Raw genomic sequence first — 26,785 nt, 5'->3', positions numbered from 1 at the left:
GCTAAGGTTTATAGAAAATAGGCCATTACCACCCCAAGGATGATGACCAGCAGCTTGGCAAGATTGAATTTATGCCCTTCGCTGCTCTCGAATATGATGGTGGATGATATGTGGAAAAGTATTCCCACTACAATGGCTGATATCTCTGTATAGTAATGGCTGATGAAATGCAATTGCCCCGAAGCCAGGGTTCCCAGTGGCGTCATGGCGGCAAAAGCGATCATGAACAGAAATATGGCTGTTTTGTTGAGCCCCGAGTTCATGAAGAATGCCGTAAGGATGATAGCGATAGGGAAGTGGTGTATGGCAATGCCCCAGGCAAGGTCGTGATGGTGGCTTACCGGCATGCCTTCCAGCAGCGCGTGGATGCACAGGCTAATGAACAGCAGCCACGGCATTGAGTTTGAGTGCTCGTGGTCATGGTCGTGCGAAGAGGCATGTACGTGCCCATGCTCAGCGCCTTTGGAAAAATATTCCAGAATGATCTGGAACACGATCCCCCCCATGATGTAAATGCCTATGATGTGGTTATGGCCGTGCTCATGCCCGTGGTCGTGTCCCTCATGTCCATGTAGTGAACTTTCGTACACTTCCGGCAAAAGATGCATTACAGTGAGCGACAATAAAAATGCACCGCTGAACGCAAGCAAAAGTTTAAGGCTTTTTTTGTTGCTGGGCTTCAAGATCAACGCCATTCCGTAGCCCAGTATGACTGATAATAAGGGTAATAGATATATCATGATTACTTAAAGATCATTATTAAACGCTCCGACTCGTTCTTAAAGAATTTACGGAGCTTGTAGTCGCCAAAAATGTCCAGCAGGTAGATGCCTGCCTCATCCATCATCTTCTCAAAATCTTCCAGCGTAAGGGCTTGTACGCGCTCGGTAAAGTGGAGCTGCTCGCCGCAGGCTTCAAAGTCGATCTCCTTAACAATGTGGCCGTCTTTCACGTAGCGCTTGATGTGGAAGTCGATACCGTCAACCGTTTTTACCTCTTCCGGCACAAGGTTGTTGATAACGTAATTCGCATTCATAAAATCGATCACGCCAAAGCCATATTCGTTCAGGCTGGCGCACATTGCCTTGAGGGTCTTTACATTATCGGAATCATCCTCAAAGTAGCCAAAGCTGGTAAACAGATTGAATATCGCATCGAATTTCTGGTCGAAAGGCTCGCGCATGTCGTGCACCATGAAGTGCAGCTTGTCGTTGCTGTCTTTCGAAGCTTCGGTAATGCTGTTCTCCGAAAGGTCGGCGCCGGTCACGTCATATCCGAGTTTATTCAGGTATACCGAATGGCGGCCTTTGCCACAGGCAAGGTCAAGTATCTTAGCGTCTTCGGGGAGGTTAAGGTAATTGGTCAGGTTATCCATAAAGAGCTGAGCCTCTTCATAGTCCCGATCCTTGTACAAAATGTGGTAATAGGGTGTATCGAACCAGGAAGCAAACCATTTTTTTTTCTCTTGATGCATAGCAGCCGAAGCGATAAGGATTTATAGAACGGCAAATTTACTATATTTTGGGGCGTGGTGCTATTTGTTCAGGATGGAATTTCACTAATTTTTAATATAGTTGGCCTTACTGTGATAACCTTTCAAAACGTTTAGCAGGCTAAGAATGAAAAATACCCTAAATTTGCAGCCAATTATCACAGGATGGAAGACAATTTTAAAATGATCGCCAAAACCTTCTTCGGTTTTGAAGAGATACTGGCGAAGGAACTGCACATATTAGGCGCCCAGGACGTGGAGCAGGGGGTAAGGATGGTAAGCTTTAAAGGAGACAAGGGCTTCATGTACAAGGCCAACCTGAGCCTGCGTACCGCCCTCAAGATCCTTAAACCTATATACCATTTCCGTGCTTACAATGAGCAAAGCCTTTACAAGGGCATCATGGGGGTGGATTGGTCCAAATACCTCAATGCGGGTCAATCGTTCGTTATCGATGTGACACTGCATTCCGATCATTTTAACCATTCGCAGTTCGTTGCGTTAAAGGCTAAGGACGCTGTTGTAGACCAGTTTAGGGAGCGTTATGGCAAAAGGCCGAATATTGATAAGGACCATCCCGATGTGCGTATCAACCTTCACATCCATTCTGACCAATGCTCTGTGGCTCTGGATACTTCGGGCGATTCGCTGCACCACCGCGGTTACCGTACGGCAACCAACATTGCTCCTATTAATGAGGTGCTTGCCGCGGGTATGCTGCTGCTTTCCGGATGGGACGGGCAGGGCGACTTCCTTGATCCAATGTGCGGCAGTGGTACCATTTTAGCCGAAGCGGCGATGATCGCCTGCAACATCCCGGCGAACATCAACCGCAAGGAATTCGGTTTTGAGAAATGGAACGACTGGGACAATGACCTGTTCGATATGATAGTTGACTCCCTGATGAAAAAGACCAAGGAATTCCACTATAGCATAAAGGGCTACGACAAAGCACCATCTGCAGTTAATAAAGCCAAGGATAACATCATCAACGCCAACCTTGATGAATATGTGACCGTTGAGCAGCTTAATTTCTTCGAGACAGAAAAAGAGACGCGCGGCCCTCTTCACATGGTATTCAATCCGCCATACGGCGAAAGGCTTGATATTGATATGGAGCGTTTTTACCGTGAGATAGGCGACACGCTAAAACAGAGTTATCCGGGAACGAACGCATGGTTCATCACGGCTAACCTTGAGGCACTAAAATATGTAGGCCTCAAGCCATCTCGTAAGATCAAGCTTTTTAACGGCAAGCTCGAAGCCAGGCTGGTAAAATACGAGATGTATGAAGGGAGCAAAAGAGCCAAATTCCAGTCGGAGTAATTTCAGGCTTTAGATTTCATAATTCAGATCGGGCTTCTATCAAATGTAAATTTGGAAGCCGCAAAATATACGAACATGAGCAAAACTGCAAAAGCATTATTATATAACTTTCTGGGCTTCCTGCCCTTTTTCCTTTTGCTAAGCTACCTGATACAGGAGTTTACCGGCCTTACCGGTTTTTGGATACCGTTTACGGCAGCTGTGGCTACCACCATACTGGCGCCAAAGTTCCAGGCCATAAAAGTGCAGGGCGAGCATAAGATATTCATGAAATGGCTTTTCATAAAAGGCGTCAAGGAGGTAAAATAATACTTCTTACTTTAATTTTTCAGTAAGTTTAGCGATCTCAGTGTCGGTGTACTTGAGTTCCCTTGCCATGGCAAGCACTTTCTTACGGTCTATCTTTTCCAATGGCATGTAGTACACGTATTGCGAAAATCCGGCCAGGTCGGCAAGTGGATCGTCATTAGGTACTGCTGTTTCTGACAGAAGCCCTTTTACCACTTTCAGGATCTCGCGAACGCCACGGTCGCGGTCGAACTCCACCATTTTTTCAGGCAGCGCGGGTGGTATGAGGGTCGATGGCATTTGGGCTATGTATGGCAGGTATTCTGCCATTAGCTCCCATGAGCTTTCATCCTTCAACTTTGCCATGATACCGGCAAGGTTGGTTATCGTACATGTAGAAACATCCGACTTAAAAAGTAAATGCACTTTTTCCAATGCCGGTTTTCCTATGCCGGTTAAAATATCAGCGGCATTTTCCTCTACCCCGTTGCCATGGTTTTCATGCAGCTTTAGCACCATCAGGCATACATCGATCGTGTAGGCATCGTTTTTTGCCTTTTTTATCTGCTTAAGCCTGTCCATTTTTTCCTTAGCGGTCTTTTCATTTCCGCCAAAAAACATCAGAAGATCATAATTTTCCTGCGAATATTCCATTGCAGTAAAGTCGGGCATGTAGCGATAGTATTGGGACATTTGCCCGTATTCGGACTTTTTGGCTTTGTTGCCCGATGCCTCGACCACTTCTGCCAGTTTACTGTAAATTTCAGGCTGTCCGGGGTTGTCGTTCAGCACTTCCAGGAATCTCTTTTCGGCCTCGGTATAATTATTTTGACGAAGGTAGTTATCGGCAATATTGTACCGGGCAGCTACATTGTAACTGTCGCTGTCGGTAAGCGTTTCAAATTTGGCGTTCGATCTGTCGAATTGCCCCTGCATTTGATAGATCTTTCCAAGGTAGAAAGTGTTTTCGTCATTTGGGTAAAGGCTGCTCAGGTATTCGAGATCGAGGGTGGCAGACCGCAGGTTCTCGGACTTGAATTGTTCCTCATCATACGGAAGTTCGCTGTTTTTTGCTTTATATACCGAATTACCGTCTATGTTCTTCGCGCCTGTGCCCAACTGGAACATTTCAAGGCTCATGTCGCTACGCCTTTTTATCAGCGATGGCACACCTCCAAATTTTTGGATACCTTCCTCCACGACCGCGACCCCATCCATCCACTCGCCACTGCGAAAGAGTGCATATCCATAGCTTTCATAAACGCCCGGGCAACTTTTATCACTTTCGTATTGGGCTTTGGCTATGGCTACGGCTGCCTTACTATTGTTCCCTGACAGCAAGTTAAACGCTTTTTGTGACCCTTCGTCGGCCGAAGAGGAGCAGACACCATTATTTTCTTTCATGGATGCGTAGTCAAAAACTTTTCGTTTCAGGTCTTGTGAAGACCCACAAAGCGTGAACAGCAAGGCTGCAGAGAGCAGTATCTTTTTCATAGGTAGTTGGTTTGGTCTCAAATATAAATAAAAACGAGATGTGCTTCTGCTTTTGAGTGTAGAGCATAAAAATAAAAAGGAGCCGAAGCCCCTTTATTAACTAACTCATTAAAAGAAAACAGTACTTACTGTGCTGTTCTTGCCTTTTGGTAAAAATATACCGGCAGGAATGCAAAGTTAAGTACAAGGAACCCAATAAAGATCTGGATGTTGGCCGATGGCCAGTGCATCATTTTGAACATGATCCCTGAACTAAGCAGGAAGCTCGCTAAGAACCCGAATACATAAACACTTTTTTTCATGGTGTGATCGATTTATGCCCTAAGGCGGTTATTATTTATGGTTTTAATTTAAATGCATTTTAATAAAATGTATATATTGAAAAAATAAAGGCCGAAGCCTTAGGTAAGCTGAAGCAATTTGCGTTTACTTCGAAATCGCCTTTTTATAATAGTCCTTGTACCCGTGGTAAAAAAATAATGGCAGGAAAGCCACAATGAACAATGCACATCCCAGGAAAAAAGTAATTGTAGCCCCCGGCCAGTGCATGAATTTAAACAATATCCCTATACATATCATGCAGGCAGAAACGCAACCGAAAATATTGATAAGCTTTTGCCTCCACAGGCTGCTTTTAAGCGATACCATAAGGTACCTGTCGCGCTCAATGCCGCTGAGTGCCTGATAGCCGCCAAACTGCCGTATCGCGCTGTCATAGGCTGCATCGAAATCGTCGAGGTCGCCGGTTTCAATATGTGTGCAGATATGGTCTAACACGTCGGCACGAAGTTCGCCGGATGCTATGCCGTAAAACTCAAGATTGGTGGCAATGTATTCTATTTGCTCTTCTGTAAGTATCATGGTGCGATCTGTTTTTCGTTAAATATAAGCGACAGTGTGGCAATGAAATCGTTAAGCTCATCGGTCACCTCTTGCACTGCTTTTTTGCCGGTGCCTGTTACTTTGTAATATTTGCGCACGCGCTTGCCAATGTATACCTTTTCTGTATCCAGTATGCCATCGGCTTCCAGCTTGTGCAGGATAGGGTAAAGCGCACCCTCGCTAATGTCTATTTTGCCACGCGTAAGGTCTTTTACCTTTTGGGTTATCTCGTAGCCATACATTTTATCGCTCTTGCTGAGGAGCTTGAGGATGATGGGCTGGAGGGTTCCTTTGGTGAGTTCTTTACTATACATAGGACAAATATACATTTTGTTTCGATGTATACAAATAAAATGATGAATTATTTTTCAGGAATTTAAAAACAGCTTGTAAAACCTATATATTTGGAATAAAAATATTTATGAAAGCTATATTACTTTTCCTTGCTGTTACATGGACCACATTATGTGCCGGGCAATCCATCCCCAAAGACAAACAGCTGTACAGCATCAATATTTTTCGATGGGCAAAAAATGCCGAAGACAGCATTACTGATAAGATCGTGTATATTAACAAGGACGGAAAGGTCACCCTCAACGGGGAAGAGAATTTTGCAAAACTTGACATTGCTGCAGTGACCGATGGCTTTAATAAATTCATTGCAGGCGAAAAGATCGAAAAGACCCCAGCTTACGGCGATGGTGAGATAGGTGAAGCGCACGACCCGGAAATTGGAGAGCAGGCATTGCACATAACCATTGTGCGGATGGCAGACCATCAAAGGGATAAGGATAAATTTATGTATCCTGCCGAATATTTCAAGCTTATCGTATTGCCAATAGGAACATCCCCCGATGCCCTATACAAATATCTGAGGCCGGATGTGGTAGCCGCACTGAAAAAAATGCTTGAAGACTAAACTAATGACTGCCATGAAAAAAATTTGTGCGATCATCATATCCTTTGCTTTTGCAACATCTTTTGCACAGGTAAAAGGCGATCTCGAACTGGGCTTTGGTATAGGGACAAGCGGCTCTACAGTAAATTATGATGATACTGCTTTTGACGCCCGAACAGCCAGAAGTGTCAATTTCAGTGCTTCGGCCGATTATAATTTTGCCAACCGCTGGAGTGTAAAGACCAAGGTTATTTATGACCAAAAAGGCTGGGATGACGGTACGCTCTTCTTTCGTGGCGGGATGCTGCGTAATGCCGATGTCGACCTGCATTACCTTACCGTCCCCGTAATGCTCAGCTGGCATTTTGGCGGCAAGCGAAATTGGTACCTGAACTTTGGAACGTATGCGGGCTTTTTGATGGAGGCGGGCGAGGAGAATTTTGATGCCGATGTAAAGGAAGCGTTCAGGGATACCGACTTTGGCCTGACATTTGGAATTGGGGCTAAGATACCTGTTTCCAGATTTGTAAAGCTGTATATTGAGTATGACTTCCAGACGGGATTCAACAGCATTTATAAGGACAGCACAGTACCCGACGTGCGTTCGGTCAGGAGCGCGCTGAATGTGGGTGTTAATTTTTTAGTGTTGTAATTCTAGATATTATCTGTTTATAGCCAAAACATTAATTTATAATTGGGCTAAAAATTTGATTTGTAAATAATTCATAATTAAATCATGAATTTAATGTTAACACCCTTGTAATTAATACTATAACTCCATATGCAGTTATTATCTTTATGTTATGGATAATAATTACCTTGTTTATGGAGACTTATTTTGTAGTTCTGGAGCTGCCAGGCAGCGAGGAACTGAAATTTGCAGAGGGGAGGTTCAGCCCTGAAAATTTTTGGCTTTATGCCGCAAATGCTGTTGATCGTGGCTTATCGGAAATAGTATCTGTCAGGCAGGATACGGGTATAGCCGAAGCAGTACGCAGCCACACCCTTTGTGGCAAAGACTTCAATACCTACTTGCTGTTTTACCTTATGCTGAATAAGGAAGAAGCACAGGATAAAAAAACGATCCTCAAAAAAGTATCCGACCTCCTTAAGATCGCCAATCATGAAATGGTCATTGATACCTGTGACAATTACCAGCTGGTAATGCGCGATTATGTAGACCTGAGCGACCAGGATATCAACGGGCATTATTTTGGCGGAACGCATTTGTCGGCGTGAATCCCTAACAGTAAATATTGAAGCTCTTTCACATTGGTGAAAGGGTGATCCTTACTGTAAAAAATTATATTACATTTTGCATTTCCTGATCGCTAAATTGGTAATTTAGGGGAATGGAAAAAGAAAGGAAAAAAGGTTTCGTATTCCGTACCTACGAAGCCCCGAATGTTTCGCCCTTCGACAAGCTTTTTGAGATATTTACCGAACTCATAACGCATACCTCAGGCGACCTTGACGAAGCCCTTGACTGGTTGCGCCAACTGGATAAGGAGTATAGCCTGACCGATGCCAGCTACACCATTGATGACTTTATTGACGACCTGAAAAAGAAAGGTTACATCCGCGAGGAGATAAAGCCGGATGGTGAAGGCGGCCTTACGATAACCTCTAAGACAGAGCGCTCCATCCGCCAACAGGCATTGGAACAGATATTCGGCAACCTCAAGCGTGCGGGTTCTGGCAGCCACAGGACGAAATATTCCGGCAGCGGCGATGAGCATACGGGTGAGTTTAGGGAATACCGCTTCGGCGACAGCCTGGAAAGGATATCGCTTACAGAAAGCCTTCGCAATGCACAGGTAAACAACGGCATTGACGATTTTCGCCTTTATGAGGCTGACCTTGTGGTCGAAGATTCGCAATACAAAGCACAAATGAGCACCGTGCTTATGATCGACATCAGCCACAGCATGATATTGTATGGCGAAGACCGCATTACGCCCGCCAAAAAAGTCGCCATGGCGCTTGCCGAACTGATCACCACCCGCTACCCGAAAGATACGCTCGATATACTTGTATTTGGTAACGATGCCTGGCCGATCGCTATCAAAGACCTGCCTTACCTGCAGGTGGGGCCGTACCATACCAATACTGTCGCGGGATTGCAGCTGGCAATGGACCTGCTTCGTCGTAAGCGCAATACCAACAAGCAGATATTCATGATAACAGACGGCAAGCCCAGCTGCGTTCGCCAGGCCGATGGTACCTACTACATGAACAGCAACGGCCTGGACGAATTTATTGTAGACAAATGCTATACCATGGCACAACAGGCGCGGAAACTGCACATCCCGATCACGACCTTCATGATAGCCCGCGACCCATATTTACAGGAATTCATACAGCACTTTACTGAGGCCAACCAAGGGAAGGCATTTTATACAGGGCTGAAAGGGCTTGGCGAAATGATATTTGAGGATTATGAGGCGAATAGGAAAAAGAGGGTGAAGTAGGGATTTGTAGATTATTATAAATAGACTTTTAGATAATAGATGATAGACAACAGATAATGAACACAGAGAACATAAAGACATTAGGCGAATTAAAGAAAGCAGGTTATCAAAGCAGGAACATCAAGGATGAGCTTCGGAATAACCTGCGTGATAAAATAAAAAAAGGAGAAAAAGTATTTGAAGGCGTTTGGGGCTTTGAGAATACCGTAATACCCGAACTGGAACGCGCCATACTCTCGCGCCACAACATCAACCTGCTTGGATTAAGGGGACAGGCCAAGACACGCCTTGCCAGGTTAATGGTCAACCTTCTGGATGAATACATTCCGGTGGTGAAGGGCTCGGAGATCAATGATGACCCTTTGCAGCCCATTTCGCGCTACGCTAAAGAACTCATTGCTGAAAAAGGCGATGATACCCCGATAACCTGGCTGCACCGTAGTGAGCGCTTCTATGAAAAGCTGGCCACGCCGGATGTAACTGTTGCCGACCTGATCGGCGATATAGACCCGATAAAGGCCGCGAGCCTAAGGCTGTCATATGCCGATGACCGCGTGATCCATTTCGGGATGATACCGAGGGCCAACCGCTGCATTTTCGTTATCAATGAATTGCCCGACCTTCAGGCACGCATCCAGGTGGCGCTGTTCAACATATTGCAGGAGGGTGACATCCAGATACGCGGATTTAAGGTAAGGCTTAACCTCGACATACAGTTCGTATTTACCGCCAACCCCGAAGACTATACCAACAGGGGAAGCATCGTGACGCCATTGAAGGACAGGATAGGCTCGCAGATACTGACACATTACCCGGAAACAGTAGAGATCGCCCGTACTATAACCGAGCAGGAAGCCAACCGCGATGGCCGCCAGAGTGATACCATATACGTACCCGGGCTTGCGCGCGACCTTTTGGAGCAGATAGGCTTTGAGGCCCGCAACAGCGACTTTGTCGACTACAAGAGCGGTGTGAGCGCACGTATGAGCATTACGGCATTTGAGAACCTGCTGAGTACGGCTGAACGCAGGGCATTAAGGGGAGGCGAGGAAAAGACTACGGTAAGGCTGGCCGACTTCATGGGTATCATCCCCGCGATAACCGGCAAGGTAGAACTTGTATACGAAGGCGAGCAGGAAGGCGCGGCAGCCGTTGCAGAACACCTGATAGGCAGCGCGGTAAAAACCATATTTGCAGACTACTTCCCAAAACTCGAAAAGCTGGAGAAGAAGGACGGCAGCAGCCCTTATCAGGAACTCATTGATTGGTTCTTTAATGAAAGTGGCCTGGAAATGGAGGATGACATAACCGATGCAGCTTACCGTAAGCTGCTGGACAGCATCATCCCACTAAGGCAATTAATACAGAAATACCAACCCGATACACAGAAGGAAGACCTTTACTTCATAAAGGAATTCATACTCTGGGGATTAGCAGAGAACAACAAGCTTAGCAAGGACCGCTTTAGCGAAGGCTACCAGTTTAAGGACATCTACGGCAGCTACATCAGTAAGCTTTAAATCATATCCCTCTTAATTGAGGGATTTTTTTTTGCGCAATGTTGCTCTGTTTTTTTATTTCCTGTACCTTTCCCCATACAAACAGAACTATATGGGCTTTAATTATATTGAAATAGAAAGGGTTGAAAAGCTTACAAAAAAAGAGTTTATCGAAAACTACTACAAGCCTCAAAAACCGGTCGTTATTACGAACCAGATAGATGACTGGCCTGCCTTCAGCAAATGGGATTTTAAATTCCTTCGCGAGGTAGCAGGAGATAAGACCGTACCGCTGTACGACAGCAGAAAGACCGATTACACCAAAAAAGTGAACGAACCCGACTTTACCATGACAATGTCGGAATACATAGACATTCTGGAAAAGGGCCCAACCGACCTGCGTATTTTTTTATATAACCTGATGAAGGACGTTCCATCCATGAAGGCAGATATGAAATGGCCCAAGTTGGGATTAAGGCTGATAAAGAGCCTGCCGCTGGTGTTTTTCGGAGGCCGGGACGCTAAGGTCTTCATGCACTATGATATCGATTTCCCCAATATTTTCCATATCCATTTTGAGGGAAAGAAGCAATGTGTGCTGGTCGACCCGAAAGAGACAAAATACATGTACCGCCTCCCGTATTCATGGATCTGCAATGAAGACATTGATTTTGATAACCCTGACTACGAAAAATTCCCTGCGCTCAGGAAGGTCAGGCCTTACATTACCAACCTGCAGCACGGAGAGATGCTATATATGCCTGAAGGATGGTGGCATTATATGAAATACCTCACACCGGGTTTTTCGCTGAGCCTGCGCTCACTGGCCGGCAATCCGGTCAACTTGTGGAAAGGCTTCCTGAACGTGGCAGTCATACGTTACTATGATAACTGGATGCGCAAACGTAAAGGCCAGGAGTGGCTGGACTATAAAGATATGGAGTCTATCCGCCGGACCAATGCGTTATTGGAAAAGGAGGATGCGAAAAATGTAGTTTGATAAATTTGCCTAAAACAGCTTTATTATGTTGGTATCTGAGATCCTTACACAATTTGAAACCCTCCGCAATGGATCGACCTTTACCCACAACGAAAAATACGGCGCGGTAAAGCAGTTTGGTGTAAAACTTGGTGACATAAGGGCCATGGCCAAAAAGATAAAGATAAACCATGAGCTTGCCTTTGAGCTTTGGGAAACGGGTTATGTAGAGGCAAGGCTGCTGGCAACGCTTATTGTGAACCCTAAAAAGCTGTCGGCAGAGGAAGTGAGCCGCATGGTGCACTCCATGGATTTTGTGCATGAGGCGGACTGGTTCAATTCGTATGTGCTAAAAGATCTTCCCAACAAGGAACTATTCAGGGAGCAATGGATGGACTCGGATAACAAATGGGCAGCGCGTTCGGGCTGGAGCCTGATGGCTGGGAGGGTTGCTCGCGGGTACGAAGGAATCGACATCGCCGCTACCCTTGACCGGATCGAAAAGGAAATGCCAACTGCCCCGTCAGAAGTTCAGTGGACGATGAATACAACGCTGGCCAATATCGGCATCAACCATCCGGAGTTCCGTCAAAAGGCATTGGAAATAGGGGAGAAGCTGGGTATTTACCGGGACTACCCGGTATCTAAAGGGTGCACCTCGCCATTTGCCCCGATATGGATCAATGAAATGGTGAAGCGAAAGGAAAGCCAGGCGGGATAATATAAAAAAAGCATCCTATAAGGATGCTTTTAAACTATATGTTATAGTGATTAAGCTACGACTACGTTTATGGCGTTAGGGCCTTTACGGCCTTCAGCGATTTCGTAACGGACCTCATCATTCTCGCGAATACTGTCTGTAAGTCCTGAAACGTGAACAAAAATTTCGGCTCCGCCATTGCTCGGTGTAATAAATCCGAAACCTTTTTCTTCATTGAAGAATTTTACTGTACCTTCTTGCATTATAAATGTATTAATTTTTGCAAATGTACACAATTTTTGTGTACGCTGTTGAAAAAGAGCGCTTTAATTTTTTATTATCACAGATCACTTGACGTAATTGGGAGAAACGCACTTCTGCCAGTATCCGACAATGCTCTGTATGAGGTCTTTAAGTTCTTTATACCCGTTAGGCTTCACAAAAAATCCCTGTATGGATCTTGAGTAGGCATCCACTACATGTCCCTGCTCCGCGCTTGTCGAAAAGAAAAGGTAGGGGATAGACTTTAATCGCAGATCTTCATTTTCGTGGATTTTTTCCCTTAGTTCCATGCCACTCAACTTGGGCATATTTATATCAGAAAAAACAATGAATGGTTCAATGTCGCTCTCTGTCAGGTAAGCCAGCGCGTCGATCCCATTGCTGAAAAATATCAACTCATTACTATAGCTCAGTTCCCGAAAAACTTCGGTAAGGATCTCACGGTCATCGAGATCGTCTTCAATAAAAATGAACGGGCCCTTCTTATTCATGTCGAAATTGTTTGATAAGTTATAAAGGTAGTAAATGTAGCCAATAATTAAAGTTAGGCCTCAGTCAAATTCCTATAAATGAAAAAGACCCGTGGGTGGAAGCCCCTGGGTCTTTAATATTGCCTACTCATAACATAGTTGACAATAGTGCAAATGTAAGTTAAGAAAATTTGTTAGCCTAATATTTTACTAACTTTTTAGTAATGTCATATTTTGCTGATAATTAGGAGTTAAATGCATTTACATCCTAAAAGATACTGCTTATCTTTAGAATATGGAAAGGACAGTCGCCATAAAAATGGGTATTAAGGCAGGTTCACGTGCCTATTTTGCAGGTAAAAATGAAGCAGCCATTGCCGCTATCAATTTGCCCGACCTGAAGATCCTTAAAAGTCTTTCAGGCCAAATTGATTATATCCATATCTTTGCAAAAGATCAAGAACAGTTGGAAGAATGGTTCCTAAAATTGCAAAAACATCTTGCTGTAAATGGTATGCTGTGGGTATCGTGGCCCAAGGCAAAACAGTTGGGTACAGACCTGAACATAAAGGAAGTGATCAGGATAGGGTACGATCATGGTTTGGTTGAAAGTACGTCTATCAGTGTGAACGCGGTATGGTCGGCGCTGAAATTTACCCATCCTAAAGCAGGGAAGAAGTATAATAATAGTTATGGGAAGCTGCCCGAATAGATCAGTCGACCACCACTATCTCATATTTTTCCAAAAGCCCTTTTAACCCGTCCTGCGAAAAGCGTGCGCGGCGCAGCTTGTTGCGTTCGGGGTCGATAGAAAAGTTATAGCTGGTGCTAAAGTCGGCCTTGTTAGCAATGGAATCTACAAAAACAGCCTTATGCAGGTTGCAGTTATCGAATAGTACACCGGTAAGGTCGGTGTTCATGAAATCTACAGCTATCAGGCTGCAATCAGTAAATACCGTACTTTTTATGGCAAGGGTATAGAATTTTGTGTGATCCAGCCTGCAGTTTTTGAACTCTACAGAAAAAAACAGCTTGTCGACCATTGAAAAATTCACTCCGGTAAAATTACAATTGTCGAATATTGCCCCCCGCAGCCCCACGTAGTTGATCTTCGCCTCGCTGAAGTTGCAGCTGATGAAATTGCAGTCGATAAAGGCCACGCCTGTAAAACTGCATGCCGATAGATCGCATTGCATGAAGGTACAACGCTCAAAATCCTTATACATGATGTCTTCCGGGTTATAAATGCGGCCTGTGATCTGTTGGTCGATAATGTAATTTTCCATGGTGTAAAAGTAGTGAAAGTTTTCAGTAGCAGTAGTAGTGTTAAGTTGAAGTAATTTGTGCGATCTTTAGTAAGTTCTCATCAGTCAAATGCTTCTCATCCGGTTCCATAAATTCCTTCTGAATCTCACCCAAAATCGCTATTTTTGCAGTTATGAAAATGGATATCCACAAGTATATAAGCCAGTTGAATGATGCCCAGCAGGCGCCAACATTGCTGAAGGACGGACCGATGATGGTGATAGCCGGCGCAGGATCGGGAAAAACACGGGTACTAACGATACGCATTGCCTACCTGATGAGCCAGGGGGTAGACGCGTTCAATATCCTGGCGCTTACCTTTACCAATAAGGCGGCCAAGGAAATGAAGAAGCGTATCAGCGAGATCGTAGGGCCTGAAGCTAAAAATTTGTGGATGGGGACTTTCCACTCGGTATTCGCAAAAATACTGCGTAGCGAAGCAGGAAAGTTGGGTTACCCTTCCAATTTCACTATTTATGATTCTCAGGACAGTGTGCGCCTCATCAGTTCCATCATCAAGGAAAAACAGCTGGATAAGGATGTGTATAAGCCCAAGCAGGTTTTGGGCAGAATATCGTCATACAAAAACAGCCTGATAACTGTAAAAGCCTACTTCAATGATCTGGAATTGCAGGAAGCCGACGCGATGTCAAAAAAACCGCGCCTCGGTGAGATCTATGAGGAATATGTGAACCGCTGCTTCAAATCGGGCGCGATGGATTTTGACGACCTCCTGTTGCGAACCAACGAACTGTTGAACCGTTTCCCTGATGTATTGGCAAAGTACCAGGATCGTTTTCGCTATATATTGGTAGATGAGTATCAGGATACCAACCACTCGCAGTACCTTATCGTAAAGGCGTTGTCGGACAGGTTCCAGAACATTTGTGTGGTAGGCGATGATGCGCAGAGTATCTATGCGTTCCGTGGCGCGAATATCAATAATATCCTCAACTTCCAAAAGGATTATGATAATGTGCAGGTATACCGCCTGGAGCAGAATTACCGTTCCAGCAAAAATATAGTGGAGGCAGCCAATGCCATCATCGATAAGAATAAGACCAAGCTGGACAAGGTGGTGTGGACTGCCAATGAGGAAGGCCACAAGATAAAAGTGCACCGCAGCTTTACCGATGCCGAGGAAGGCCGTTTTGTGGCAAGCACCATCTTTGAAGAGAAGATGCGCAACCAGCTGATGAACAGTAAATTTGCCATCCTGTACCGTACCAATGCCCAGTCGCGCGCCATGGAAGATGCACTACGCAAGCGCGATATCCCTTACCGCATATATGGCGGCTTATCGTTTTATCAAAGAAAAGAGATCAAGGATGTGCTGGCCTACCTTCGCCTGGTGATCAATCCGAAGGATGAGGAGGCACTGATACGTGTTATCAATTATCCCGCACGGGGAATAGGCGACACTACTGTAGAGAAACTTACCGTAGCGGCCAACCATTATAAGCGCTCGATATTCGAGGTAATGGAAAAGATAGACAAGATCGACCTGAAGCTGAACAGCGGTACCCGCAACAAGCTGCAGGACTTTGTAACAATGATACAGAGCTTCCAGGTGATCAATGAGAACCAGGACGCGTTCTACCTTGCCGAGCACGTAGCCAAAAAGACCGGCCTGATACAGGAACTGAAAAAGGATGCAACTCCGGAGGGCATTGCCCGCATCGAGAATATAGAGGAACTGCTAAATGGTATCCGCGATTTCGTAGAAGGCCAGCGTGAAGTGGATGGCGCAAGGGGAGCATTGGCAGAATTCCTGGAAGATGTAGCACTTGCATCGGACCTGGACAAAGATACCGGCGATGATGACCGTGTAGCACTTATGACCGTACACCTTGCCAAGGGGCTTGAGTTCCCTTATGTATTTGTTGTGGGCATGGAAGAAGACCTGTTCCCGAGCGCGATGAGCCTGAATACGCGCAGTGAGCTGGAGGAGGAGCGGAGGTTGTTCTACGTGGCACTCACCCGTGCCGAGCACCAGGCCTACCTTACGTATGCCCAGTCACGCTATCGCTGGGGCAAGTTGGTGGATAGCGAGCCATCGCGATTTATTGAAGAGATAACCGACACGTTCCTGGAATACCTTACACCTGCCGAGAACAGCTACCGCTACAAGCCCATGATAGATACCGATATTTTTGGCGATGTAGACAGATCGAAATTGCGTCAGGTAAAGCCAACGAATACACCTCCACCGGCATGGGTCAGATCTAACGAACCTACGCCAAGTACCAGCATACGCAAACTAAAGCCTGTTGAAGGGCGTAGTTCAGGCAGCAGTACGCCCATGCCCGATACCAAACTCGTTCCCGGCAATATCGTAATGCACGAACGTTTTGGCAAAGGCGAGGTGCTCAATCTTGAAGGCGTTGGCAGCGATAAAAAAGCTGAGATACGTTTTGAGGTAGGGGGGATAAAAAAATTGTTGTTGCGGTTCGCGAAACTGGATATTTTAGAATAGTTAAACCGTTCAGGGTTTAAAGGCATTATTTGCAGTGGATAACCGTTCCCTGTTCTTTCAGTTTTTGCGACAATTCGGCAGCATCAGTTATAGCGATGCATTTGAACTTGGTATGCTTATAAAAGTATTTGTACACTTCTTTTAAAAGCGCATCGTATTTGGGCATATCACTATTATCCAGGCCAATATAGATCTCCTGAGTTTGAGAATCGATATGCACCCCAACGACCGGGTCGGAAACGAACGTATCTTTGGTTTGGGCAAATTTTCTCAGGCATTTGAAGAGTTCCTTATGCATTTCCCTGTCCAGTGGCCCAAAAACGGTAGCAATGCTTGTTATCACTACTTTTTTATGTTTTACTCCTTCAGGTGTCAGGTTTTGGTATACATCATCGGTCACGTCGTTGCCCCTAAGATTATTACTGAATATGGCTATGGTATGCATGGGCCCGAACGGCAACCCCCACCAGCCCAAAATCGCCACCAAAATATTGTATTTGTAGTAGTAGCGCTTAGTGTCGCTATTCTTTATGAAAAATATTTTGAAGGTATCCTTACGGGAGGGAATAACGGCCTGGGCAATAAATATTCATAAAAGACGAACCTGTCGCCATTATCCTTCCCGGCCATTGTGCTTTCAAAAGTTTCATTTCCCGGAAGATGAAGTTTGTAGGTAAGTTCCCGCATTGGTTTATTTGTAAGTAGTGCAAATATACATTTTTGGCGGAGGTGCAGGTATCAAATAGCCAAATTCTCAACTACATACAGTAAATTCTAAATGAGGCGGCATGAATAATTATTTTCCTGCAAAAGGTTGCTGGCGATATCTATTTTTGCTTAAAAATATCCCATGAAAAAGAAACTCTGCCTTTCAATACTGTGCTATGCCGGTATGGCAACAGCCCAAAACCCAACGTTCGAATGGCTCCAAACGCCTGATATCACGTTCGGATCTAATCCGGACATGGCAGGATACTCCGTTGCTGCAGATCCTGAGGGGAATGTTTATTTTTCAGGTTTCAAGAGCGAGCCTTTCAATTACAATGAACTGATGGGGAGCCAGTTTTTCAATAAATATGACGCCAACGGGCAGCTTATCTTTGAAAAGGAGATAGGTGGCAAGGCGTCTGCGCAGAATATGATCACCGACTCTCAGGGTAATGTAATTATAGCGTTATGTTATGTGCAGAACATTACCATTGATCAGGTTACGATCACGACAATAGAGCAGGGTGAGCATTTTGTGCTGGCAAAATTCAATGGTCAGGGCAGCCTTTTGTGGCACAGGCTTATTGAGAGCCAACAGGAATCTTCCTGGATCTCGGATATGCGCGGCCTGGCGATAGATAGTAATGATAACATTTATATAGGATATGGTGATTTCATGGATTCTTACATTGATAAATATGCTCCCGACGGAACAAGGTCCCTTGCCATAGTCCAGGAGAATGTCAGCACCGCCACCTCTGTGAGCATTGACACCGAAGGTAATATTTATGTAGCAGGGTCGTGCGCCGACCTCAACGCGGAGTTTGCCGGAACACTGGTGCCAACCGATCTGCAGTACAATACGTATGTGGTGAAATATTCGCCTCAGGGCGTTCACCAATGGGTAAAATTCGTTGAGGACATTACCTGTCCGCAGCCTGCCGTAGTTGCCCGCACACCGGATGAAGTGTATTTCAGCTCGTACCTGTTCGGGGCTTATGATTTTGATGATATCCCAACCACGGGTCCTGATAGTGGTATGTTCGATGATTTTTTCCTGGCGAAACTAAATGCCTCAGGAGTTTATCAGTGGGTCCGAGAAGTGGAGGGAATAAGCAAAACAGGGCAGGGCAACAGGAGTTTCCTGGATATTGATGCTGAAGGCAACATATACTTTACAGGATTTACCGGAGGAGAGATCGATTGGGGTAACGGCATAACCACCGATACACCGCTCATGGGGAACGATGTAATAGTGCTCAAGTACGACCCTGCCGGAACTGTGTTGATGGCTAAGACAGCAGGAGGGGAAGGCTATGATAATTCCGATGCCATATCGGTAAGCGGCAACGGTGACATTTTTGTTACCGGAACCTGCAATGGACCTGCCACCTTTGACAGTTTTGTGCATGATGCCAATCCATACGGTTACTATCCTTTCATTACAAAAATAAACAGCGGGACAATGGGGACAGACAAGCCTATTGAAGACAAAATAATGCTTTATCCCAATCCTGCGTCATCAGCATTATATATTTCAGGACTTGAAGGTAAAATTAATGGATGTGTTATAAATATGCTTGGGCAAAAGGTATCAGAATTTGAAGTTGACGTCAGTGATCCGTTGCAAATAGGTCATTTGCCGCCAGGCACTTATTTATTAAAAGCAGAGGGAATGCCTGCAATGAAATTTGTTAAGTATTAATATTTAGCCTACTACTGGAATTTAGGGCATTACTATAGATAAAAGGTTAATTGGAACAGATCTTCCGCTAAAATAAATTGTAAATAAAGTTTTATTAAAAATCAGCTAAAGTATTGAGGCTGATTTTTTTATGAAGACATAGTAAACTGCCCCCTTCAACTCTTAAATGGAGGTTAATCTTTTAATAAATGTTACTTAATGACGCAACACCGTAGCACAGTAAGTACATAATTTTGTGCGGAAATCCTTTGCTTAAAAGTAACAATTATGAAGAGAAAAATTACCTACCTCAGGCTGTTCGTATTACTCGCGATCGCATTTGTAATGCAGCCCGGATTGTATGCGCAGGTGTACCAGCACGACTTTGGTACAGCCAACATCACGACGCATCCCTACACTGTAGCACCGCCTACACTAAATCCCGATCTTTCCGGTTCGGTATGGACGAATAGTACCGGTACATGGACCAGTTTTGCAGGCTCTTCCGGCCAGGCAATTGCATTGAGCAACAGTTCGGGCACGCCTGCGATAACGCTGACATTCAATGTTGCCGCGGGTAAGACGCTTGACATTACCTCTTTTAACTTTTGGAGGCAGCGCAGCAATACCGGCGCTCAAAACTGGGCGATGACCGTCAACGGCGTCAACGTAGGGTCAGGAACTATGCCTGTAGCGCCCGGATCGGCAATTGGGGTTACTCCTGTAGCCAACCCGGTGAACGGCCTTAGCGGCACTGTAACAGTTGTGCTTACCCTTAGCGGCGCCACCGGTAACGGGACTTTCAGGCTGGACGACTTTACCCTTAACGGGACCGTTAATTCGGGCTGTGCCGCACCTGTGATCAGTTCGTTTACCCCGGCATCAGGCCCTACGAACACCATGGTGACTATTACCGGAAGCGGGTTTAGCGCAGGTACGACATCAGTGAAATTCGGAGGCATCGAATCGGCAGGGTTCACAGTAGTTTCCGATACCGAGATCAAAGCGTTGGTAGCTTCTGTCGCGGTGACCGGAGCGCTATCGGTGACCACAGCGGGTTGTGTGGGCACATCGGGTACTTTTACCGTGATCTCATCCAACTGTCCTGCATTCGCACCGCCAACAGAACTTTTCATATCTGAAGTATATGACGCCCCGACAGGAGAAGGCGGCGCGATCGAACTGTATAACGGTACTGCCGCTGCTATCGATCTTTCGCAGTACAGCATTACCCGAAGGGGAACTGTGGGCGGGCCTGTAACAATGACCGTGAACCTTACCGGCATACTGGCGTCCGGCGGCGTTCACATAGTGCGCACCGCTACATCCGTATGCGGGCTTGCAGGTGCTCCCGTAAACCTTCTTACTTCAGGCTTTAACGAAGATGACCAACTGGAGCTCGTTAAGGGGGCTGTTGTGGTCGACATGGTTTACACACCCGATAATGTGGGCTTTACCATGATACGCAACAGCAATGCGGTAGTGCCTCAGGCAACGTTCAACGCGTCGAACTGGGCGATTAACAATACCGAGGACTGTGCCAATCTGGGCATCCACAATATCACTTCTTCACCATCTGACCATATATCGGCACAACCATTGAGCGCGGCTATTTGCGAAGGCGACAATGTACAGTACACCGTTACGCTCAGTGCGGCATCGACATTTACCTACCAATGGAAAATGCTAAACTCATCAGGCAACTGGGTAAACCTTACTGACGGACCTAATTTTGCAGGTACCAATACCATCCAGCTTACCATAATCGATGCTCCGCTATCCTTCAACACGGCACAATTTTATTGCCAGGCCACATCAGTAGGATGTACGCTTGTGAGCAATGCTGTGCAGCTTACCGTATCGCCGCTGCCATTGGCTGTTGTCATCCCGGTGCAGCCTACATGTACCATACCAACAGGCGGGATCCTTATCATGCCATCGGTGGGAGATGGGCTTACGTACAGCCTTGACGGCATAACCTTCCAAACGGGACTTGCCTTCAACGGGCTTGCAGCAGGTACGTACACACTTACCATAAAGTCATCGGCCAACTGCATCACTACATTCCCTTTTACCATCAATCCGGCACCGGCAACACCGGCAGTGGCTACCATTACAGTCGCACAGCCTGATTGTACAACGCCTACAGGAACGATCACAGTAGATACCCCACTGGGGGCAGGCATAACCTATAGCATTGATGGTACTACATTCCAGGCAGGAACATCTTTTTCGAACCTGTTACCGGGAACGTATACGGTTACCGTTATGTCGGCATTGGGCTGTACATCTCAAACCTCGACCGTAACTATTAATGCTGCTCCTGCCGCTCCGGCAATAGCAACCACAACGTTGACGCAGCCTACTTGTGATACGCCTACAGGAAACATTACCATTACTGCACCTGTTGGTGCAACATATACTTACAGCGTTGACGGGACTAATTTCCAGGCGTCTCCGGTGTTTACAGGACTTGCTCCGGGCAACTATACCGTAACAACGCAAAATGAAGGCTGTACTTCGGTAACGGCATCCATTACTATCAATGCCGCACCTGTAGTGCCTGCTGTGGCTGTTACGACAGTAGCACAACCTGACTGTACTACCGCGACAGGAAGCATAACTATAACATCGCCATTGGGCGCAGGCCTGACTTATAGTGTTGACGGAGTTAACTTCCAGGGTTCAACGTTGTTTAGCAACCTTCTTCCGGGCAACTACACTGTAACTACGAAGTCAGCTGACGGATGTACAGCCATAGCGGCAGCTATAACCATAAATGCAGCCCCTGCAACTCCTGCCGTGGCAACTACTACTGTGGTTCAGCCTACATGCGCCGTGGCAACAGGAACAATTACGGTTAATGCTCCAACAGGAGGTACGCTTACCTACAGCATAGATGGTACGAACTTCCAGGCATCGCCTGTTTTTGCTAACCTGGCTCCGGGAACCTATACGGTTACCACGCAGTTAGCAGGCGGATGCACATCGGTAACGTCTGCCATTACCATCAACGGTGCGCCGGTAGTACCTGCGGTGGCAACTACAACTGTAACGCAACCAAGTTGTACTACTGCTACAGGAAGCATTACGGTAACAGCTCCGACCGGTGCAGAATTTACCTATAGCATCGACGGGACGACCTACCAGGCATCACCAGTATTTGCAGGACTTGCGGCAGGCAGTTATACTTTGACTACACGATCGGCTGACGGCTGTACATCGGCAACAGCTACGATAACTATAAATGCTGCGCCAACAACTCCGGCTGTTGCGACTACAACTGTAACACAGCCTACCTGTACCACAGCGGGAAGCATTGTGGTAACTGCACCAACAGGCGCAGGCTTTACCTACAGCATCAACGGTACTACGTTCCAGGCTTCGACAACATTTGCTAACGTAGCTCCGGGCACATATACCGTTACTACACAAAATGCGGATGGATGTACTTCGGCTACCGCGACAATAACCATCGATCCTGTACCCGGAGCACCGGCAGTGGCTTCAACTACCATTACACAGCCTACCTGTGCTACACCGACCGGAACTGTTGAAGTTACCGCGCCAACCGGTGCAGGCCTGACGTACAGCATAGATGGTACGAACTTCCAGGCATCTACGACCTTTGCAGGGATCGCGCCGGGCAGCTATACACTTACTACTCAAAATGCGGGCGGATGTACTTCGTCTACAACTATAGTAATAGACCCTGTACCTGCCAACCCTGCGGTAGCTACTGTTACGGTAACACAGCCTACCTGTGCTGCGCCAACCGGGACCATTACAGTTACAGCACCTACAGGGGCTGGCCTTGCGTATAGTATCGACGGGGTTAACTTCCAGTCATCTACAACATTTGCCAACCTTGCGCCGGGCAGCTACACTGTTACTACACAAAGCGCAGCAGGTTGTAATTCTACATCGGCACCGGTAACCATTACTACAGCACCGGGAACACCTGATGTAGCTACAACTACGGCTACCCAGCCAAACTGCAGCGGCGTTACCACCGGTACCATAACTGTGACCGCGCCAATTGGGGCAGGATACAGCTACAGCATAGACGGTACAACATTCCAGGCATCGTCAACCTTTGCCAACCTGGCACCTGGCACATATACCGTAACTACTGATAACTCAGGATGCCAGTCGGTAACGTCAACAATTATAATTGATCCTGTGCCTACCGTTCCTGCTGTTGCAGCTACTACGGTTACACAGCCTACATGTGCTGTCCCAACAGGTACGATTTTAATTACATCGCCTGTAGGCGGAGGGTTCACTTATAGTATAGACGGTACTAACTTCCAGGCAGGTACTACATTTGCCAATCTTGCAGGCGGAGCTTATATAGTGACCGTTAGAAATGCGGGTGGATGTACATCTGCAACGGCTATTATTACCATAGATAACTCTCCTGTACCTGCCGTGGCACAGGCCAGCATTACACACCCTGACTGCTTTAATGATGTGGGAAGGATAGATGTTAACGCGCCAACAGGTTCAGGATTCAGCTACAGTATCGATGGGGTGAATTTCCAGAACGGTACGGGCTTCATTGATCTTGTGCCGGGCAACTATACCATTACGGTTAAGAATATCAATGGCTGTATCTCGACAACATCGGTAACCATAAACCCTGTACCGGAAACACCGATATCGGCTTCGGTAACGGTTGGACAGCCTACTTGTGCTACAGGAACGGGGACATTGACGATTACAGGCCCGCTGGGTTCTGAATACACTTATACTATTGACGGTATTAACTGGCAGCCGGGCACTGTATTCAACAATGTGCTACCAGGCACTTACGATGTAGCCGTACAAAGCAACGGAGGCTGTAAATCGGAAACAACAGAGGTAGTACTGGTACCGCCGGTGAGCGATATCGTGATCACGGGAGCACAAGGCTGTGAAGGATGGAATTTCGAGAGCAGCTACATGCTGAATGCTTCTGTAAGCGGTGCTAACGCAAGTACTGACTCATTTGTGTGGACTAACGCAGCAGGCGAGACCGTAGGCAATGGTACAACGTTCAATGCGACCGAGTACGCACGTCTCAACGCTTTCAGCCCTTCAGAATATCCGCTGGAGCTGACGCTTACCGTAACTACACCGGGAGGCTGTATGGCTGACTATACCTTTGAAGTTGACGGTACCTTCTGCGACATCCCGAGGGGTATTTCGCCAAACAATGACGGCATGAACGATAACTTCGACATATCGGGAATGAACGCAGGAAAGGTATCGATATTCAACAGGTACGGCCAGGAGGTATACTCAAAAGCACGTTATACCAACGAATGGAAAGGCCAGGGGGATAATGGTGACGAACTTCCGACAGGAACTTACTTTTACGTAATTGAGCACGCCGGAAGCAATAAGACCGGATGGGTATACGTGAATAGGGAACAATAATTTTTCTTCTTTAATTGCAGGTCCCCATAGCATTTTGCTATGGGGACTTTTGTTATAACCAGAAATAAAGAGGGGCTGTCACTTACGAGACTGCCCCTCTTTTATATTTATTTACCTAAATTCTATTATCCTGTGATCGAACTATATGTTTAAAACACGTCCGGATCCCCTTTTCCTTCCCTTACTACAACAGGCTCATCGCCGGAAAGATCGATGATGGTGGAGGGGGTGTTATCGCCATAGCCGCCATCGATAACCGCATCGACCAGGCTTTGCCATTTCTCAAAGATCAGTTCCGGGTCGGTGGAGTATTCCAACACTTCATCGTCGTCGTGTATCGAGGTAGAAACAATTGGGTTGCCCAGCTGTCGCACGATCTCGAGCGCTATATTATTATCCGGCACGCGGATACCTACAGTATTCTTCTTCTTAAATTCCTTCGGCAGGTTGTTATTACCCGGCAGGATAAAGGTGTAGGCGCCCGGCAGTGAACGCTTCAGTATCTTGAAGGTCGCTGTGTCGATCTGCTTCACATAATCGGAAAGGTTGCTCAGGTCGCTGCACACGAAAGAGAAATTGGCCTTTTCCAGCTTGATCCCCTTTATCTTGGCAATGCGCTCCAGGGCACGGCTGTTGGTAATGTCGCAGCCCAGCCCATATACGGTATCGGTCGGGTAAATAATGAGGCCTCCATCCCGCAAAATGCGCACGATCTTAGCTATCTCTTTCTCACTAGGGTTTTCGGGATATATCTTTATGAATTGTGCCATTTGTTTTCCTTTCAAATTAAAGATTAAAGGTAGGAGATCTGTGGGAATAGTGATGTTAATATATAGGTAAAGATGAATTGCCTCAGGCATATGGCGGGTATGTACAACAGGTAACTTATCATTCATTTTTTGTATAAGCCACGGCAGTTCTTGTTTTTGAAAGTGTATAGGAAATATAACATATCAGAGTTGATCTCATCGGCATACGGCGATGACATATATCATTAGTGCCTTAATGTGTAAAACCGGCTGTCATATTAACAACTCTTTAACAATAGTTTTTATACTTTTGAGGATGGCCGCTGCTCGCGGCTTCTTTTTTGTTGCATCTTAACCGAAAACCCCTGGGCAAACGTTGCATCCCCCTCAAGGCTGCCCTTTTAAAATATGATACTGATCGTTGACGACATAAGGGCGAACATTGTCGCTTTGCAAAAGATACTGGAGCTCCATGGCCTGCCTGTTGATGCTGCCGGATCTGGCGAAGAGGCATTGCGCAAGATCCTGAAAACCGATTATTCGCTCATCATCATGGATGTGCAGATGCCGGGCATGGACGGATTTGAGGTAGTTGAGGCATTGGCGGGCAGCAACAGGACAAAAGATATCCCTGTCATATTCCTTTCGGCAGTGAACAAGCAGAAGAAATTCATTTCGAAAGGCTATGAGTCGGGAGGGGTGGATTATGTCACCAAACCTGTTGATCCCGATCTGCTCATATTAAAGGTAAAGACGTTCCTGAAGCTGTACGGGCAACAAAAGGAACTCAAGGATACAAGGGACCTTTTGGCCAAGGAGATAGAGATACGAAAAGGGGCGCAGGAAAACCTTGAGCTTAAGGTTGCCGAACGCACCAGGGAACTGGTAGATAAGAATGAAGAATTGGAGATGCGCAACCACGAGTTGCAGCAATTCTCCTGGGTGGTATCGCACGATCTGAAAGAGCCTATCAGGAAGATCGAGCTGTTCATCAAGATCATAAGGGAGCGTTACCTTAAAGAAGACCCAACCGCTTTTGACTATGTAAAGCGAACCATCAAGTCGGCCGAGCGGATGTCGGCACTCATTACCGACCTGCTGGATTACTCCCGGCTTTCGGCTAATGTTTCGGCAGAGGAGACCAACCTGAATGCCGTGCTCGACGATGTCATATCCGATTTTGATTACATGATCGAAGAAAAGGATGCTGTGATCGAAATACGCCAGCTTCCCGCCATACATTGCGTGGGCAGCCAAATGCGCCAGGTATTCCAGAATTTGGTCAGCAACTCCCTTAAATTCTCTAAAAAAGAAATACCACCTGTCATAAAGATCGACGCCGAAATTGTAGCCACAAAAGAATTTGACAGCCCAATTACGGAAAGCGGCGATTTTTGCAGAATAACTGTTAGCGATAACGGGATAGGGTTCGAGGAAAAATTCCTTGAAAAGATATTCATGATATTCCAGAGCCTTAATGATCGCAGCGCCTACGAAGGCACGGGGATAGGCCTTGCTATCGCCAAGAAGATAATAGAGAAGCACAACGGTATCATTACTGCAAAAAGCGAGCCCGGCAACGGATCCAGCTTTATAATGGTACTGCCTGTAAAACACCAATAATAAAACAAGCGATATTAGGATGAACGGAAATTTTAGAA

The 26,785-nt window shown here is 46.2% G+C and carries 26 protein-coding genes; 14 read left to right on the top strand and 12 right to left on the bottom strand.

The annotated features are described in order from the left end of the window. Window positions 1-8: 8 nt before the first annotated feature. Both ACT6R0_RS06180 and ACT6R0_RS06175 read right to left on the bottom strand, forming a co-directional pair. On the bottom strand, window positions 9-740 hold the full coding sequence (locus tag ACT6R0_RS06180) for a ZIP family metal transporter (RefSeq protein ID WP_444652212.1): 732 nt from the start codon (window positions 738-740) through the stop codon (window positions 9-11). A gap of 2 nt (window positions 741-742) precedes the next feature. Further along, window positions 743-1,474 carry a class I SAM-dependent DNA methyltransferase gene (locus tag ACT6R0_RS06175; protein ID WP_444652211.1) on the bottom strand — a complete coding sequence of 244 codons (732 nt, stop codon included), beginning with the start codon at window positions 1,472-1,474 and terminating at the stop codon, window positions 743-745. A gap of 183 nt (window positions 1,475-1,657) precedes the next feature. Here ACT6R0_RS06175 and ACT6R0_RS06170 point away from each other — a divergent pair, with 183 nt between their 5' ends. Continuing rightward, window positions 1,658-2,818 carry a THUMP domain-containing class I SAM-dependent RNA methyltransferase gene (locus ACT6R0_RS06170; RefSeq protein ID WP_444652210.1) on the top strand — a complete coding sequence of 387 codons (1,161 nt, stop codon included), beginning with the start codon at window positions 1,658-1,660 and terminating at the stop codon, window positions 2,816-2,818. Window positions 2,819-2,893: 75 nt separating this feature from the next. Beyond that, window positions 2,894-3,127, top strand: coding sequence for a hypothetical protein (locus ACT6R0_RS06165; RefSeq protein ID WP_444652209.1), 234 nt, complete (start codon window positions 2,894-2,896; stop codon window positions 3,125-3,127). A 6-nt stretch (window positions 3,128-3,133) separates the two neighbouring features. On the opposite strand, the gene ACT6R0_RS06160 is transcribed toward ACT6R0_RS06165, so the two are convergent. The 4 genes from ACT6R0_RS06160 to ACT6R0_RS06145 all read right to left on the bottom strand — a co-directional run bounded on the left by ACT6R0_RS06160 (window position 3,134) and on the right by ACT6R0_RS06145 (window position 5,796). Continuing rightward, the gene (locus tag ACT6R0_RS06160) at window positions 3,134-4,600 is read right to left on the bottom strand and encodes a tetratricopeptide repeat protein (protein WP_444652208.1); all 1,467 of its coding nucleotides are present in this window, start codon (window positions 4,598-4,600) and stop codon (window positions 3,134-3,136) included. Window positions 4,601-4,725: 125 nt separating this feature from the next. Continuing rightward, window positions 4,726-4,902 carry a hypothetical protein gene (locus tag ACT6R0_RS06155; RefSeq protein WP_444652207.1) on the bottom strand — a complete coding sequence of 59 codons (177 nt, stop codon included), beginning with the start codon at window positions 4,900-4,902 and terminating at the stop codon, window positions 4,726-4,728. A 124-nt stretch (window positions 4,903-5,026) separates the two neighbouring features. Further along, complete coding sequence (locus ACT6R0_RS06150) at window positions 5,027-5,461, bottom strand: GldL-related protein (RefSeq protein ID WP_444652206.1); 435 nt, start codon at window positions 5,459-5,461, stop codon at window positions 5,027-5,029. Continuing rightward, on the bottom strand, window positions 5,458-5,796 hold the full coding sequence (locus ACT6R0_RS06145; RefSeq protein ID WP_444652205.1) for a PadR family transcriptional regulator: 339 nt from the start codon (window positions 5,794-5,796) through the stop codon (window positions 5,458-5,460). The genes ACT6R0_RS06150 and ACT6R0_RS06145 overlap by 4 nt, the downstream gene beginning before the upstream one ends. A gap of 107 nt (window positions 5,797-5,903) precedes the next feature. Here ACT6R0_RS06145 and ACT6R0_RS06140 point away from each other — a divergent pair, with 107 nt between their 5' ends. From ACT6R0_RS06140 to ACT6R0_RS06110, 7 genes are all read left to right on the top strand, one after another. Continuing rightward, complete coding sequence (locus tag ACT6R0_RS06140) at window positions 5,904-6,401, top strand: hypothetical protein (RefSeq protein WP_444652204.1); 498 nt, start codon at window positions 5,904-5,906, stop codon at window positions 6,399-6,401. 13 nt (window positions 6,402-6,414) lie between these two features. After that, window positions 6,415-7,032: a porin family protein gene (locus tag ACT6R0_RS06135; protein ID WP_444652203.1), complete on the top strand. Its 618-nt coding sequence runs from the start codon at window positions 6,415-6,417 to the stop codon at window positions 7,030-7,032. Between the two features lie 173 nt (window positions 7,033-7,205). Continuing rightward, window positions 7,206-7,619 carry a hypothetical protein gene (locus ACT6R0_RS06130; protein ID WP_444652202.1) on the top strand — a complete coding sequence of 138 codons (414 nt, stop codon included), beginning with the start codon at window positions 7,206-7,208 and terminating at the stop codon, window positions 7,617-7,619. Between the two features lie 113 nt (window positions 7,620-7,732). After that, window positions 7,733-8,851 (top strand): vWA domain-containing protein, encoded by a 1,119-nt coding sequence (locus tag ACT6R0_RS06125; protein ID WP_444652201.1) that lies wholly within the window; start codon window positions 7,733-7,735, stop codon window positions 8,849-8,851. 56 nt (window positions 8,852-8,907) lie between these two features. After that, window positions 8,908-10,371: a magnesium chelatase gene (locus ACT6R0_RS06120; RefSeq protein ID WP_444652200.1), complete on the top strand. Its 1,464-nt coding sequence runs from the start codon at window positions 8,908-8,910 to the stop codon at window positions 10,369-10,371. A gap of 91 nt (window positions 10,372-10,462) precedes the next feature. Next, window positions 10,463-11,350, top strand: a complete 888-nt coding sequence (locus tag ACT6R0_RS06115) for a cupin-like domain-containing protein (RefSeq protein ID WP_444652199.1) — start codon at window positions 10,463-10,465, stop codon at window positions 11,348-11,350. A 25-nt stretch (window positions 11,351-11,375) separates the two neighbouring features. After that, window positions 11,376-12,050, top strand: a complete 675-nt coding sequence (locus ACT6R0_RS06110) for a DNA alkylation repair protein (RefSeq protein ID WP_444652198.1) — start codon at window positions 11,376-11,378, stop codon at window positions 12,048-12,050. 50 nt (window positions 12,051-12,100) lie between these two features. Here ACT6R0_RS06110 and ACT6R0_RS06105 read toward each other — a convergent pair whose 3' ends face one another. Both ACT6R0_RS06105 and ACT6R0_RS06100 read right to left on the bottom strand, forming a co-directional pair. Further along, window positions 12,101-12,292, bottom strand: coding sequence for a cold-shock protein (locus tag ACT6R0_RS06105; RefSeq protein WP_444652197.1), 192 nt, complete (start codon window positions 12,290-12,292; stop codon window positions 12,101-12,103). An 84-nt stretch (window positions 12,293-12,376) separates the two neighbouring features. Then, window positions 12,377-12,802, bottom strand: a complete 426-nt coding sequence (locus tag ACT6R0_RS06100; RefSeq protein ID WP_444652196.1) for a response regulator — start codon at window positions 12,800-12,802, stop codon at window positions 12,377-12,379. 274 nt (window positions 12,803-13,076) lie between these two features. Between ACT6R0_RS06100 and ACT6R0_RS06095 the strand changes: the two genes are divergently transcribed. Further along, entirely contained in the window at window positions 13,077-13,493 is a 417-nt protein-coding gene (locus tag ACT6R0_RS06095) for a hypothetical protein (RefSeq protein ID WP_444652195.1), read from the top strand. Window position 13,494: 1 nt separating this feature from the next. Here the strand turns inward: ACT6R0_RS06095 and ACT6R0_RS06090 are convergent, their stop codons facing one another. Continuing rightward, window positions 13,495-14,067 carry a pentapeptide repeat-containing protein gene (locus ACT6R0_RS06090; RefSeq protein WP_444652194.1) on the bottom strand — a complete coding sequence of 191 codons (573 nt, stop codon included), beginning with the start codon at window positions 14,065-14,067 and terminating at the stop codon, window positions 13,495-13,497. A gap of 158 nt (window positions 14,068-14,225) precedes the next feature. Here ACT6R0_RS06090 and ACT6R0_RS06085 point away from each other — a divergent pair, with 158 nt between their 5' ends. Continuing rightward, window positions 14,226-16,562, top strand: coding sequence for an ATP-dependent helicase (locus ACT6R0_RS06085; RefSeq protein ID WP_444652319.1), 2,337 nt, complete (start codon window positions 14,226-14,228; stop codon window positions 16,560-16,562). Between the two features lie 25 nt (window positions 16,563-16,587). On the opposite strand, the gene ACT6R0_RS06080 is transcribed toward ACT6R0_RS06085, so the two are convergent. Both ACT6R0_RS06080 and ACT6R0_RS06075 read right to left on the bottom strand, forming a co-directional pair. Then, window positions 16,588-17,049, bottom strand: coding sequence for a hypothetical protein (locus ACT6R0_RS06080; protein WP_444652193.1), 462 nt, complete (start codon window positions 17,047-17,049; stop codon window positions 16,588-16,590). Window positions 17,050-17,090: 41 nt separating this feature from the next. Further along, window positions 17,091-17,249 carry a hypothetical protein gene (locus tag ACT6R0_RS06075; protein WP_444652192.1) on the bottom strand — a complete coding sequence of 53 codons (159 nt, stop codon included), beginning with the start codon at window positions 17,247-17,249 and terminating at the stop codon, window positions 17,091-17,093. A 163-nt stretch (window positions 17,250-17,412) separates the two neighbouring features. Between ACT6R0_RS06075 and ACT6R0_RS06070 the strand changes: the two genes are divergently transcribed. Continuing rightward, complete coding sequence (locus tag ACT6R0_RS06070) at window positions 17,413-18,975, top strand: T9SS type A sorting domain-containing protein (RefSeq protein ID WP_444652191.1); 1,563 nt, start codon at window positions 17,413-17,415, stop codon at window positions 18,973-18,975. Window positions 18,976-19,242: 267 nt separating this feature from the next. After that, complete coding sequence (locus ACT6R0_RS06065) at window positions 19,243-24,375, top strand: T9SS type B sorting domain-containing protein (RefSeq protein WP_444652190.1); 5,133 nt, start codon at window positions 19,243-19,245, stop codon at window positions 24,373-24,375. Between the two features lie 149 nt (window positions 24,376-24,524). Here ACT6R0_RS06065 and ACT6R0_RS06060 read toward each other — a convergent pair whose 3' ends face one another. After that, window positions 24,525-25,145, bottom strand: a complete 621-nt coding sequence (locus ACT6R0_RS06060; protein ID WP_444652189.1) for an L-threonylcarbamoyladenylate synthase — start codon at window positions 25,143-25,145, stop codon at window positions 24,525-24,527. Between the two features lie 387 nt (window positions 25,146-25,532). Between ACT6R0_RS06060 and ACT6R0_RS06055 the strand changes: the two genes are divergently transcribed. Further along, the gene (locus ACT6R0_RS06055) at window positions 25,533-26,747 is read left to right on the top strand and encodes a hybrid sensor histidine kinase/response regulator (protein WP_444652188.1); all 1,215 of its coding nucleotides are present in this window, start codon (window positions 25,533-25,535) and stop codon (window positions 26,745-26,747) included. The last annotated feature ends 38 nt before the right edge of the window (window positions 26,748-26,785 follow it).

It is taken from the genome of Flavobacterium sp., assembly GCF_052437795.1.
Taxonomy (GTDB): Bacteria; Bacteroidota; Bacteroidia; order Flavobacteriales; family Flavobacteriaceae; genus Flavobacterium.
This window is presented reverse-complemented; position numbering and strand designations above follow the sequence as displayed.